Source organism: Streptomyces sp. NBC_01335 (assembly GCF_035953295.1).
Lineage (GTDB): Bacteria > Actinomycetota > Actinomycetes > Streptomycetales > Streptomycetaceae > Streptomyces.
Map to the genome: position 1 here is coordinate 7,531,325 of NZ_CP108370.1, position 12,941 is coordinate 7,544,265.

Genomic DNA, 12,941 nt, shown 5'->3' on the forward strand with positions numbered 1-12,941 from the left:
GGTCGGTGCCTCACTGCCCCATGGTCTGCTGGGCCTTTTCGAGGGCCGCCTTGACGGTCTCGGTGGTCACCGGCTTGCCCGCCGCGGCGTCGGCCCACAGGTCCTTGACCGCGGTGCCCACGGCCGTCTCGAACTGGGACTCGTTCGGCACCTGGGGGAGCGGCGCCGCGCTCTTGCTCAGCGTGTCGCGCAGGACCGAGAGGTCCGGCGCGCCGAACGCGTCGTCGGCCTGGGCCACCTTGACCGGCGGGATCGCCCCGTAGGTCTTGTTGAGGAGCTTCTGCTCCTCGTCGCTGGTCATGAACTTGACGAACTTCTTGGCGCCGTCGAGGTTCTTGGTGTTCTTGAACACCGCGATGTTGATGCCGGCGACCATCGAGTTGGTCTGTGCGTCCTGGCCCGGGGTCCCGGACGGGACGGGCACCGGGGCGACGCCCCAGTCCTCCGGCTTCATGCCCTGGGCGGCGAAGGTGGAGGCGGCGGCCTGCCACAGCACCATCCCCGTACGGCCCTTGGCGAAGTCGGTGAGCGACTGGTTCTGCGCGTACTCCGCGTTGCCCGGAGCGATGATCTTGTCCTTGGCCATGAAGTCGACGTACTGCTTCACGGCGGCGACCGCACCGTCCGAGGTGAAGGTGGCCTTGCCCGAGGAGTCGAAGAAGTCGGCGCCGTGCTGCTTGCCGAGGACGAACACCTGGTGGATGTTGTTGGAGAGGTTGCCGCCCTCGGCGCCCAGACCCCACTTGCCGTCCTTGGACAGCTTCTTGCCGTCCGCGACCAGTTCGTCCCAGGTCTTCGGCGGCTGTGCGATGCCGGCGTCCGCGAACATCTTCTTGTTGTAGTAGAGCGCGTACGACAGCGAGTACAGCGGCACGGCCGCGGGGTCCTGACCCGCCGCACCGGCCGAGGCGACCGCCGACTCGACGAACCGGTCCCGGCCGCCGATCGCGTCGAAGTTCTTCGTGTCCCACGGCAGCAGGGCGCCCGAGGCCTGCAGCGAGGCGGACCAGGTGTTGCCGATGTTCAGCACGTCCGGGCCCTGACCGGAGGTGGTGGCGGCGAGGATCCGGTTGAGGAGGTCGGCCCAGGGGACGACCTCCAGCTTCACCTTGATGCCGGTCTGCTCCTCGAACTTCTTCAGCTCGGGGGTGAGGGTCTTCTTGTCCGCCTCGATGTTCGGGCCCTGGTTCGAGGCCCAGTACGTGAGCGTCTTGGGCGACTCGTTGCTTCCGCCGCCCGAGGAGGACCCGCCTCCGCAGCCGGTGACTCCGGCGGCGATGGAGATCGCGAGGGTGGCGGCTGCGGCGGCTCTGATGTTGCGCATACGGGATGGCCCCTTTCCGGGGATGGCTGCGTTCGGGAACCGAACGGCCTCCATGACTTAATTTATGCCGTGATCTAAGAGCTGAAGGAAGGTCGCGTCAAGGGGTTGGACCGGGGTATGTTGCCGGAAGGAAGGGAGCAACATGGCCGAGCGCAACAGACGGACCGTGCGTGACCTGCGACGGGGCAACCGGGCAAGGGTATTGCAACGGTTGTATTTCGACGGCCCGCTGAGCCGCCAGGAGCTCGCCCCGGCCACCGGGCTGAGTTCAGGTTCCATCAGCAACGTCGTCGCCGAACTCGTCGCGGAGGGGGTCCTCGAAGAGGCTGGCATAGTCGACTCGGACGGCGGGCGGCCGCGCACCCTCCTCCGGGTGGCGCCCGCGGGCGGCCTGCTGATCGGGATCGACATCGGCGAAACCCGGGTGCGCGTCGAGCTGTTCGACCTCGCTCTCACCGAACTGGCCCGCACCGAACGGCCGCTGGCGCAGCACGGGTACGACGTCGAGCGCATCGTGGCCCATGTGCGGGCCGCCGTCGCCGACGTCCTCGCCGACGCGGGCGCCGACGCGCACCGGCTGCTCGGCATCGGCATCGGTGTTCCCGGCATCATCGAACGCCCCCACCCCTCGGGGAGCGACGGCCCCGACGGGCCAGGGGCGGTCGTGCACGGGCAGACCATCGGCTGGCGGGCCGTTCCCTTCGAGCGGCTGCTGCGCGAGGCCGTCGACATCCCGCCCGAGGTGCCGTTCTTCATCGACAACGGTGCCAAGACGCTCGGGCAGGCCGAGATGTGGTTCGGCGGCGGCCGCGGCGCGGACGCCGCCGCCATCGCCCTCATCGGCTCCGGCGTCGGCGCCTGCGTGAACCGGGGCGGTGTCCTCGACGAGAACCGCGTCAGCGTCCCCCTCGAATGGGGCCACACCACCGTCCAGTTGAGGGGACGCCGATGCCGCTGCGGCTCCATCGGCTGCTTGGAGGCGTACGCCGGCGGCGAGGCGATGCGCGAACGCTGGTACGAGGCCGGCGGACCGCTCCCCGAGGACACCGACGACGAAGCGGCGCTCGCCGCCCTCCTCGCCGCCGCCTACCCGCCGCCCGGCGGCGCGGACCCCGACCCCGTCGCGGTGGCCCTGCTCGACGAGACCGCCGAATGCCTCGGTGCCGCACTCGCCGACCTCGTCAACCTCTTCCTGCCCCAGCGCATCCTGCTCGGCGGATGGGCGGGACTCCTCATCGGCCCCCACCTCCTTCCCGCGATCCGCCGTTACGCCGAGGAGTACGCGCTCCGCCACGCCGCCGCCCGCGTCACCATCGAGATGGGCCGGCTGGGCCCGGACGCCGTCACCGTCGGCGCGGCCACCCTGCCCCTCTCCGACTTCCTCGCCCGCGGCGGCAGCCGCCCCACCCCACTTCCCGCCCCCGACGCCCCGGCCGGCCCCGCCCGTACCCCGGCGGACGCGGTGCGGGCCAGGGCGGTGGTGGCCGAAGGGGTGTGAACCGGAAGGACGTTGGAGTTCTCCGGCCAGGTCGGGTCGAACCCGTTGGGCGCCCGCCCGGGCCGTGATCACCGGACCGGGGGCGCGAAGTTCCGCGGTCGGGGGCCGGTTAGGGTCTGTGCCATGTCTCCTTCCCCTGAGTCCGAGGCCGCTGCGTCCGCGTCCGGGTCCGATGGGTCCGTGTCCGAGCCCGCTCTCTCTCCCGTTCTGCGCCCCGCGACCCGCGTCGACCTGCCCGCCGTACTGGCTCTGCTCGCCGACGAGGAACGCGTGGTGGACCCGGCGTCGGTCGTGGTGACGGATGCGTACGAGCGCGCCTTCGCCGCGATCGACACGGACCCGCGCAACGAGATGCTGGTCCTGGTGGAGGACGACGGCACGGTGGTGGGGTGCCTCCAGGCCACGTACATCCCGGGACTCGGCAAGGGCGGCGCCGAGCGTGCCCTGGTCGAAGCGGTACGGATCCGCGCGGACCGGCGCGGCGGCGGGCTCGGCCGCACCCTGATGGAACTCGCGGCCGCCCGGGCACGCGCGCGGGGCTGCGCGCTGATCCAGCTGACCAGCAGCAAGCAGCGCGAGAACGCGCACCGCTTCTACACCGCACTGGGGTTCGCGCGCAGCCACGAGGGGTTCAAACTCGCGCTCCGGTGATCCGTCCCGGACGACAACCCTGCTCGTCGCCCCAGGTGGACTCCTGCGTCCGGCTCACCCAGCCGCACCAGCAGGCGGGCAGAGCCCCGGACGTTCTCCTGGCGGCCGGCGGGATCGGCGAGGACGCCGTCGCCTTCCGCGGAGACGCGCACGATGACCGAGCCGAGCGGATCACCCGGCACGGGCGGTCCTGCCGCGAGAAGCATGCTTGCCCAGCCCGTACTCGGAATGCCGAAACAGCGGAAGGAAGTTGTCCGGAGTGTCCAGGTCGACTGCCCGCGTGGCGGTGTCCATGTTCGTCGAGTCAGCCCAGGATCCCCGACGTGCGATGCAGGGCGTCCACCTCGCCGCCCTGGTCCGCTCCGGCGCCCGCTTCCGAGACCGGCATCCTGGTCCGATGCACCGAGGCCGTGTCATGACCGAGCCCCCGGCCATCCAGGGAGCCAACCCGCCGCCGTGACCGAGGTGGTGCGTACGCCTGTTCCTCTGCGGGCTGCCGCGCATATCCGGTGGCGGTCCCGGCTGCCGGTGGTGAAGATCGCGGCGTGAACACTTTCCTGGCGACCGACCGGCTCGTGCTGCGCGCGTTCACCGAGGCCGACACCGACCACGTGCTCGCACTGGACAACGAACCCGACGTCATGCGCTTCATCAACGGCGGGCGGCCCACGAGCCGCGAGGTGATCCAGGCGCAGACCCTGCCCAGGCTCCTCCACGACCACCCGTGCTTCCAGACCCGCGGCTACTGGGCCGCGGAAGAGAAGGACACCGGCGTCTTCCTGGGCTGGTTCGAATTCCGCCCCCTGGACGACCACGACGCCGCAGTGGCGGAACTCGGCTACCGGCTGAACAGGGCCGCCTGGGGCAGTGGCTACGCCACCGAGGGAGCACGGGCGCTGATCCGCGAGGGCTTCACGGCTCTCGGGGTGGAGCGGGTGACCGCGAACACCATGGCGGTCAACGCGAGATCCCGGCGCGTGATGGAGAAGGCGGGCCTGTCGTTCCTCCGCTGCTTCACCGGGGACTGGCCGGAGGCGATCGAAGGCTCCGAGCACGGCGAAGTCGAGTACGAACTCACCCGGACCACGTGGGAGCGGCACCCGTAGAAGTCGCCCTTCGACAGCGATCGCGGCGGTTTCCTCAAGCCGGTCGCCTGCCCACGGCGTCCGCGACGACCGCGGTCACGAGCCTGCTGACGGCCGCCGTGGCCGGCGGACCGGGGTCGCGGTCCGCGAAGAGGAGGTGCCCGCCGCCGACCAGGGAGAGGGTGAGCGAGTCGATGTCGGCGTCTGCCGCGATGCGGCCCCGTTCCCGCTCGTCGGCCAGGTAGCCGGAGATCGCGGTCGTGGCCTCGGCGAGGATCGCGATGCCGCCTCCGGGCCGGGCGTGCCGCAGCCGTGCCCGCAGCTCGTCCCGGAAGGTGATGAGCGGGATGATCGCCAACGGAACCGGCCCGAACAGGGTGGTCAGCGCACTGGTGAGGTTGCCGGCCACCGTGCCCGTGCCGACGGACCCGCGCAGCACGTCCGCCTGCCGCTCCACCTGTGCGGCCCGGTCGAGCACCAGGTCGGTGAGGAAGGCGTCGAAGTCGGCGAAGTGCCGGTGCAGGACGCCTTTGGCGCATCCCGCCTCGTCGGTGACGGCCCGGCTGGTCAGCCCGTTCGGCCCGTCCCGCAGCAGCACGCTTTCGGCGGCCTCGAACAGCTGCTGTCGCGCGTCGCGAAGGTGCACCCCGGTCGGCACTCACGGATCCTCTCGTACGTCGGCCCCTCGGAACCCGTTGTCGAGTGGGCGTGCGCCCATTAAAGTGGGCACATGCCCACACTATCGCGGGAGCAGCCCGAACCGCCCCACGTGGCGATGCATCAGGCCCGGCGGATGGCCGAGTCGTTCGGTGCGGACGCGCAAGGCTACGACCGGGCCCGGCCCGGCTATCCCGACGCACTGGTGACGCGGATCGCCGCCGGGATCCCCGGGACCCCCGGGTCCGACGTCCACGACGTGCTGGACGTCGGCTGCGGTACCGGCATCGCGGCCCGCCAGTTCCAGGCGGCCGGCTGCGAGGTGCTCGGCGTCGAGCCCGATGCGCGGATGGCAGAGTTCGCGCGAGCGCGTGGCCTGCGGGTCGAGGTGGCCACCTTCGAGGAGTGGCAGCCGGGCGGCCGGACCTTCGACGCGGTCGTCGCCGCCCAGTCGTGGCACTGGGTGGATCCCGTCGCGGGCGCCGTGAAAGCGGCCCGTGTGCTCCGGCCAGGGGGACGGCTGGCGATCTTCGGGCATGTGTACGAGCCGCCGGCCGAGGTGGCGGAACCGCTGGCCGAGGCCCTCCGGCGGGCGGCCCCCGACTCCCCGTTCGGCGGCCGGCCGGCCCGGCGTCCGCTCGGTCACTACCAGGCGGCCTACGCGAAGCTCGCCGACACGATCCGGGAGACCGGAGAGTTCGAGGATGCCGAGCAGTGGCGCTTCGACTGGGAGCGGTCCTACACGCGCGAACAATGGCTTGATCTGCTCCCCACCACCGGAGGCCTCACCCGGCTCGCACCCGATCAGCTTGCCGAGGTACTGGAAGCGGTCGGGAGTGCCATCGACTCCCTGGGTGGACGCTTCACGATGGAGTACACCACCCTGGCCGCGACCGCCGTGCGCGCCGCAGCCTCCTGAGCAGAGGCCAGAGCCAGAGGCAGAGGCAGAGGCAGAGCCAGAGCCAGAGGCAGAGGTAGGGGTAGGGGCAGGGGCAGGGGCAGAGGTAGGGGCAGGGGCAGGGGCCAAGGCAGGGGAACGGGAACGCGAACGGGTACGAGCACGGGGACGCGAGGGGGCGCACATGGCACGGGTCGCGGTGATCGGGGCGGGGATCGGCGGCCTGGGGGCGGCGCTCATGCTCGGCCGGCGCGGCCACCCGGTCACGCTCTTCGAGCAGGAGGCCCGACAGGCCGGCGGCGACCTGGACCAGGACTTCTTCCACTGGCGCAGACCCCGGGTCCCGCAGGCGGACCAACCCCACGCCCTCCTCGCACCCGTGCGCACGGTGCTGCGCGCCGAGACCCCCGACGTCTACGCCGACCTGCTGGCGCGCGGGGCCCGGGAGTACCACGAGTTCGACTGGTTCGACGAGCGTCCCCCGTACCGTCCCGGCGACGAGGAGCTGGTCACCCTGCGCACCCGCCGCATCGTGCTGGAGGCCGCCCTGCTCGCGGCCGTGCGGCGGGAACCCGGCGTCCAAGTGCGGTCGGGCTGCCGGGTGCACGGCCTCACCGTCGAGGCGGGCCGACCCGCCCGGGTCACCGGCGTACGGGTGGGAGACGAGGCGCACCGGGCGGACCTCGTCGTCGACGCGTCCGGCCGGCGCTCGCGGGTGCCCGGCTGGCTGACCGGGGCCGGCTGCCGCCCACCCGTGGCCGAAAGTCACCGCGCGGGGATCGCCTACCTCTGCCGCTGGTACCGGCTGCGGCCCGACGGACCGGGCGACCCCGGACGGGTGAAGACCGGCTCGGCCGCACCGTTCGCGCTCGCCGGGGTCTTCCCCTCCGACAACGGGACCCTCGCGGTGAACCTGGTGCTCTCCACCGGCGATCCGGCCCGCGGCGCGCTCACCGATCCCGCCGTCTTCGAGGCCGCGGCCCGTCTCTTCCCCGCCCTCGACGCCTGGCTCGCCCTGGCTCCCGTACCGCAGTCGGACGTCCTGGCGATGGCGGGCCTGGACAACCGCTGGACGGCCCTCGCCGACGAGTACGGCCCCGTCGCCACCGGCCTGGTCGGCGTCGGGGACAGCCTCGTCCACACCAACCCCACCCTGGGCCAGGGAACGGCCCTCGGCCTGCGCGCCGCCCAGTACCTCGCCGCCCACGCCGACCGGATCGCCGCCGACCCCGCCGGCTACCACGCCTGGACGAATCAGGCCCTCCGCCCGTGGTTCGACGGGCAGGTGGCCGCCGACCGGGCCAACGGGCAACGCCTCGCGGTGGGTTCACCTCACGCCGACCGCTGGGCCGCCGCCCGCGCCGCCTGCGCCTTCGAGGACCCCGTCGTGATGCGGGCCCGGGCTCAGGTGCGCCACCTCCTCCTCCATCCCCACGAGGCCTACGGCACCGCAGAGGTGGAGCGGCACGTGGGCGCCTGGCTGGCCGCCCGCCCCGACTTCACGCCCCGGCACGACGGGCCCACCCGGGAGGAGTGGAACGCGGTCGTCCCCGGCTGATCGTCGATCGGTGGCTCTTCTCGCCGATCACGGCCCGTACCGCGACCGCCCCCTCCTCGCGGCCCTGGTCAGACCCCCGGAGGGCGGGTCCCGGGCCGTGGAGCCGGGCCCCGGCGGGGATGCCGGTGCGGCCGCGCACTTGTCACGAGCCTTTGTGCGCACCTAAGTTGACGCCTGAACTGTGTCCACCTGCCAGCGGGGGAGCCGCATCATGGCCGCGAACGGACGGCATCGCAGATACCAGCCGAGCCGGATCAACCGGGCGTCGCTCACGGTGACGGCGGGAGGTGCCGGGATAGCCCTGCCGCTGATCACGGCGGGCACCGCCCACGCCGCGTCGACGGACACGTGGGAGAAGGTCGCCGCCTGCGAGTCGACGAGCAACTGGCACATCAACAACGGCAACGGCTATTACGGCGGGCTCCAGTTCAGCGGGTCCACCTGGGCCGCGTACGGAGGTACCGCCTTCGCCGCACGCGCCGATCTCGCGACCAAGGACCAGCAGATCGCGATCGCCGAGAAGGTCCTCGACGGGCAGGGCCCCGGCGCCTGGCCGGTCTGCTCCGACCGGGCCGGGCTGACGCGGGACGACGCGGGGTCCGGTACGGTCACCCAGACCCAGGGCACCCGCCCCGCCGCGTTACCGGCCACCGCGAAGCAGGCAGTCGAGCAGACGGCCAAGCAGGCGCCACGGCAGACCCCGGCCGCCACGGCCACGCAGACACCGAAGAAGACCCCCGCCGCAACCCCCACCACGGTGCCGGGCAAGCGCGAGGCCTACACCGTGGCGAGCGGCGACTCGCTCTCCGCCATCGCCTCCTCCGAGCGGCTCCAGGGCGGCTGGCAGCGGCTCTACACCGCCAACCGCACGGTCATCGGCGAGAACCCCGATCTCATCCTCCCCGGCCAGCGGCTCGACCTCGCGCCCGCACGGGCGGCAACCGGCACCGCGAAACAGCAGGACGCGAAGCCCGCCGCCGCCAAGCCGTCGGCCACCAAGCCCGCGGCCTCGAAGCCGGCCGCCGCCAAACCCGCGGCCGCCAAACCCGCGCAGCCGAAGCCGGCGGCCAAGCCCGCCCCCGCCAAGCCGGCGTCGAAGGCCGTCGGCATGGTCGCCCCCGTCCAGGCGTCCCTGGGCACCCCGTACCACCAGTCCGGCTCCTGGGCCAGCGGCTACCACACCGGCGTCGACTTCCCGGTCGCCACCGGCACCTCGGTGAAGGCCGTCGCCAAGGGCACCGTCGTCTCCGCGGGCTGGGCCGGCGCGTACGGGTACGAGATCGTCATCCGCCACGGCGACGGCAAGTACAGCCAGTACGCCCACCTCTCCGCCCTCAACGTGCGCGCCGGCCAGCAGGTATCCGCCGGACAACGCATCGCCCGCTCCGGCTCCACCGGCAACGCCACCGGCCCGCACCTCCACTTCGAGATCCGGACCGGACCCGGCTACGGCTCCGACGTGAACCCCCTCGCCTACCTGAGGGCCGGCGGGGTCAAGGTCTGAGCCCACTACCGGGGGCGGCCGAAGAGGGCCCGCCCACCGCCGGGGTACGCGTCCGCTCGGCCCCGCCCGGCCCGGCGGCCGGCGGTTCGGGCTCCTCGGCGGGCTCCGGCAGCGCCACCCGGCCCCGCCCGCCCTTCCGGGGACCGGGCGTACGGCGCCGTGTCGCCCCGGAGCCCGCCCCGTCCGCCTCCCCGACGGGCCGGTCGTCCCGCCGCTCGGCGGCCAGCCGCTGAGTCGTCAGCAGCACCAGCCCGGCCGCCGCCAGCGCACCGCTCGCCAGCGCCAGCACGGTGCCCACCGGCCCGAAGCGGAAGTGCTCCCCGAAGAGCGTGAGCCCGACGACCGCCGCCACCACCGGGTTCACCACCGTCACCGTGGCCAGCGGCGCGGTCAGCCCCGCCCCCCGGTACGCCGCCTGCGAGAGCAGCAGCCCCGCGCCGGCGAACACCGCGATCACCAGCAGCGACGGCAGCCCCTCACCGAGCGCGCCCGAGGTCCACTCGACGGCCACCGTCTTGGTGAACACCGAGGCCATCCCGAACGCCACCCCCGCACCCGTCGCCAGCACCACACTGCGCAGCATCGGACGCTGCGCCCCGGGGGCGCGCGTCGAAGGTCCCGCCTGTCCGGCGGCGTCCGAAACACGCCCCAGCCCCTGACCCGCCAGGAAGAGCACCGCGACCGCCCCGAAGGTCGCGGTCGCCAGCAGCAGTTGCTCGGCACCACCCAGCGCGTGCGATTCGGCGCTCCCGGTGAGCGCCAGCAGTCCGGCGAGTCCCACCGTCGCCATGACGGCCCCACGCCACGCGGTGCGCCCCGCCGCCCGCCCGACGAAGAGCGCCGCCATCGGCAGCGCGAAGACGATCGTCAGCGCCCCGAGCGGCTGGACGAGGCTCAGCGGGCCGTACGCCAGCGCCACCACGTGCAGCAGCGCCCCCGCGCCGTTGAGCCCCACGGCGGCCCACCAGGCGGCGTTGCGCAACGGCGCGTACGAGCGCCGGTCCCCGCCGGAGGCCACTCGCTCCTGCACGATCGCCCCGGCCGCGTAGGCGACCGCGGAGACCAGGGACAGCAGCACCGAAAACACGAGGGAACTCATGGGACCACGATGTCCTTTGCGAGCCGCCGAGTCGTCGTCCCAGAGGGGGCGATCCGGCGTACTGCCTCCGTAGTACGGGCAGGTGTGCGACGTCCTTCCTTCGACGGTAGCCCTCCTTCTCCGAGGCCGCCGGAGAAGATCCGCACCGCCACGCCGTGTACCCGCAACGTGACGGGGTCTTTCGCACAGGCGCCGCGTGAGTGACCATCAAGGCATGAGGGTCGGACTGCTCACCCGCGAGTACCCCCCCGGCGTGTACGGCGGCGCCGGCGTGCACGTCGAGTTCCTGGCGCGCGAACTACGGCCACTGGTCGATCTCGCCGTGCACGCCTGGGGTGAACCCGACGGGCGGGAGGACGGCGTGCACTGGCACCGCCCGGCACTCCCGGCCGACGCCAACGACGCGCTGCGGGCGCTCTCCGTGGACCTGTCGATGGCCGCCGCCCTCGGCGACCGCGACCTGGTCCACTCGCACACCTGGTACACCAACCTCGCCGGCCACCTCGCCAAGCTCCAGCACGGCGTCCCGCACGTGGTCACCTGCCACTCGCTGGAACCCCTGCGTCCCTGGAAGGCCGAGCAGCTCGGCGGCGGATACGCCCTCTCCGGGTGGGCCGAGCGCACCGCCCTCGCCTCCGCCGACGCGGTCGTCGCGGTGTCGCACGGCATGCGCGACGACATCCTCGCCTGCTACCCGGAGCTCGACGCGGCCAGGGTGCGGGTCATCCACAACGGCATCGACACCAGCCTCTACGCCCCCGACCCCGGCACGGACGTCCTCGCCCGGCTCGGCATCGACCCGGACCGGCCGTACGTCCTGTTCGTCGGGCGCATCACCCGCCAGAAGGGCGTCCCGCACCTGCTGCGCGCCGCGCGCCTCCTGGAGCCGGGCACCCAGCTGGTGTTGTGCGCCGGAGCCGCCGACACCCCCGAACTCGCCGAGGAGTTCCGCCTCGCGTACGAGGAACTCGACGCCGGCCGCAAGGGCGTGCACTGGATCCCGCAGATGCTCGACCGGCCCGACATCGTCCAACTCCTCACCCATGCGGCGGTGTTCGTCTGCCCCTCGGTGTACGAGCCGCTCGGCATCGTCAACCTGGAGGCGATGGCGTGCGGTACCCCCGTGGTCGCCTCCGCCGTCGGCGGTATCCCCGAGGTGGTGGAAGACGGGGTCACGGGGGTACTCGTCCACTACGACGAGAAGGAGCCGGACCGGTTCGAACTGCGGCTCGCCCAGGCCTTGAACGAAGTGGTCGGCGATCCCGCCGGGGCCCGGAGGATGGGCGCGGCCGGACGGCGGCGCGCCGTCGAGGAGTTCGGGTGGGACCGGGTGGCCGGCCGCACCGCGGAGCTGTACCGGGAGATCTGCGCGGCAGGTGAGTGACCACCGGCAAAGGCGCCGGTGGAGGTCGGACAAAGGGGCGGCGATGCGCGGTGGACCTTCGGTGCTCGGAATCGTACTCGCGGGAGGGGAGGGCAAGCGGCTGATGCCGCTCACCGCCGACCGGGCCAAACCGGCGGTGACGTTCGGAGGTACGTACCGGCTGGTCGACTTCGTCCTGTCCAGCCTGGTCAACGCGGACGTGCTGCGCATCTGCGTACTGACCCAGTACAAGTCGCACTCGCTGGACCGGCACGTCTCCACGACCTGGCGGATGTCCAGCCTGCTGGGCAACTACGTCACACCGGTGCCCGCGCAGCAACGGCTGGGCCCACGCTGGTACTTGGGGAGCGCCGACGCCATCCTCCAGTCGCTCAACCTGGTCCACGACGAACAGCCGGACTACGTGGCCGTGTTCGGCGCCGACCACGTCTACCGCATGGACCCGCGCCAGATGCTGGCCAAGCACATCGACAACGGGGCGGGCGTCACCGTCGCCGGGATCAAGGTGCCGCGCGCGGAGGCGTCCGCGTTCGGCGTCATCACGCCCGGCACCGACGGCACCCAGGTCGAGAGATTCCTGGAGAAGCCCACCGACCCGCCCGGCCTGCCGGGCGACCCCGACCGGGTCTTCGCCTCCATGGGCAACTACCTCTTCACCACGAAGGTCCTGGTGGACGCGTTGCACCGGGACGCCGAGGACCCGCACTCGGTCCACGACATGGGCGGCTCGATCCTGCCGATGCTCACCGCGCGCGGACAGGCCCAGGTCTACGACTTCGACGAGAACCGCGTGCCCGGCGAGACGTCCGTACAACACGGCTACTGGCGTGACGTGGGCACGCTCGACGCCTACTACGACGCCCACATGGACCTGCTCTCCGACCGGCCGGCCTTCAGCCTCGACAACCGTCGCTGGCCCATCTACACCCACGCCGGTCCGCTGCCGCCCGCGAGAATCGTGGCCGGCGGGATCGCGAGCGAGTCGGTCATCAGCCCCGGCTGCGTGATCCGCGGCCAGGTCTCCCGGTCGGTCCTCTCACCCGGCGTCGTCGTCGCCGAGGGGGCCGTCGTCCAGGGGTCGGTGCTGCACGACAACGTGCGGGTGGGACGCGGGGCCATCGTGCGGGGGGCGATCCTCGACAAGAACGTCGACGTGCCTCCCGGCGCGGCGATCGGCGTCAACCCGGAGCGGGACCGGGAGTTCTACACGGTCTCCGGCAACGGTGTCATCGCCCTCGGAAAGGGCCAGCCGGTGCGCTGAGGGTGAGGCCGGTGCGCTGAGG

At 72.6% G+C, this 12,941-nt stretch carries 11 protein-coding genes; 8 read left to right on the forward strand and 3 right to left on the reverse strand.

Features of this window, described 5'->3' with window-relative positions; genetic code table 11:
* Positions 1 to 10: 10 nt before the first annotated feature.
* A complete protein-coding gene (locus OG599_RS31915) occupies positions 11 to 1,324 on the reverse strand; it encodes an ABC transporter substrate-binding protein (protein ID WP_327179436.1) in 1,314 nt (437 codons plus the stop codon).
* Between the two features lie 142 nt (positions 1,325 to 1,466).
* Here OG599_RS31915 and OG599_RS31920 point away from each other — a divergent pair, with 142 nt between their 5' ends.
* The 3 genes from OG599_RS31920 (at position 1,467) to OG599_RS31930 (ending at position 4,579) form a co-directional block, all read left to right on the forward strand.
* Positions 1,467 to 2,822, forward strand: a complete 1,356-nt coding sequence (locus OG599_RS31920; protein WP_327179437.1) for an ROK family transcriptional regulator — start codon at positions 1,467 to 1,469, stop codon at positions 2,820 to 2,822.
* Positions 2,823 to 3,029: 207 nt separating this feature from the next.
* Entirely contained in the window at positions 3,030 to 3,473 is a 444-nt protein-coding gene (locus tag OG599_RS31925; RefSeq protein WP_327180263.1) for a GNAT family N-acetyltransferase, read from the forward strand.
* 545 nt (positions 3,474 to 4,018) lie between these two features.
* Positions 4,019 to 4,579, forward strand: a complete 561-nt coding sequence (locus OG599_RS31930) for a GNAT family N-acetyltransferase (RefSeq protein ID WP_327179438.1) — start codon at positions 4,019 to 4,021, stop codon at positions 4,577 to 4,579.
* A gap of 34 nt (positions 4,580 to 4,613) precedes the next feature.
* On the opposite strand, the gene OG599_RS31935 is transcribed toward OG599_RS31930, so the two are convergent.
* Complete coding sequence (locus tag OG599_RS31935; RefSeq protein WP_327179439.1) at positions 4,614 to 5,216, reverse strand: TetR/AcrR family transcriptional regulator; 603 nt, start codon at positions 5,214 to 5,216, stop codon at positions 4,614 to 4,616.
* 72 nt (positions 5,217 to 5,288) lie between these two features.
* On the opposite strand from OG599_RS31935, the gene OG599_RS31940 reads away from it, so the two are divergent.
* The 3 genes from OG599_RS31940 to OG599_RS31950 all read left to right on the forward strand — a co-directional run bounded on the left by OG599_RS31940 (position 5,289) and on the right by OG599_RS31950 (position 9,175).
* The gene (locus tag OG599_RS31940) at positions 5,289 to 6,134 is read left to right on the forward strand and encodes a class I SAM-dependent methyltransferase (RefSeq protein ID WP_327179440.1); all 846 of its coding nucleotides are present in this window, start codon (positions 5,289 to 5,291) and stop codon (positions 6,132 to 6,134) included.
* Between the two features lie 163 nt (positions 6,135 to 6,297).
* The gene (locus OG599_RS31945; protein ID WP_327179441.1) at positions 6,298 to 7,671 is read left to right on the forward strand and encodes an FAD-dependent oxidoreductase; all 1,374 of its coding nucleotides are present in this window, start codon (positions 6,298 to 6,300) and stop codon (positions 7,669 to 7,671) included.
* A gap of 211 nt (positions 7,672 to 7,882) precedes the next feature.
* Positions 7,883 to 9,175 carry a peptidoglycan DD-metalloendopeptidase family protein gene (locus OG599_RS31950; protein ID WP_327179442.1) on the forward strand — a complete coding sequence of 431 codons (1,293 nt, stop codon included), beginning with the start codon at positions 7,883 to 7,885 and terminating at the stop codon, positions 9,173 to 9,175.
* Here OG599_RS31950 and OG599_RS31955 read toward each other — a convergent pair.
* On the reverse strand, positions 9,165 to 10,274 hold the full coding sequence (locus tag OG599_RS31955) for a DMT family transporter (RefSeq protein WP_327179443.1): 1,110 nt from the start codon (positions 10,272 to 10,274) through the stop codon (positions 9,165 to 9,167). The genes OG599_RS31950 and OG599_RS31955 overlap by 11 nt on opposite strands.
* A gap of 214 nt (positions 10,275 to 10,488) precedes the next feature.
* On the opposite strand from OG599_RS31955, the gene glgA reads away from it, so the two are divergent.
* Positions 10,489 to 11,658 (forward strand): glycogen synthase, encoded by a 1,170-nt coding sequence (gene glgA / locus OG599_RS31960; protein ID WP_327179444.1) that lies wholly within the window; start codon positions 10,489 to 10,491, stop codon positions 11,656 to 11,658.
* A gap of 43 nt (positions 11,659 to 11,701) precedes the next feature.
* Positions 11,702 to 12,919, forward strand: a complete 1,218-nt coding sequence (glgC, locus tag OG599_RS31965; protein ID WP_327179445.1) for a glucose-1-phosphate adenylyltransferase — start codon at positions 11,702 to 11,704, stop codon at positions 12,917 to 12,919.
* Positions 12,920 to 12,941 lie beyond the last annotated feature (22 nt).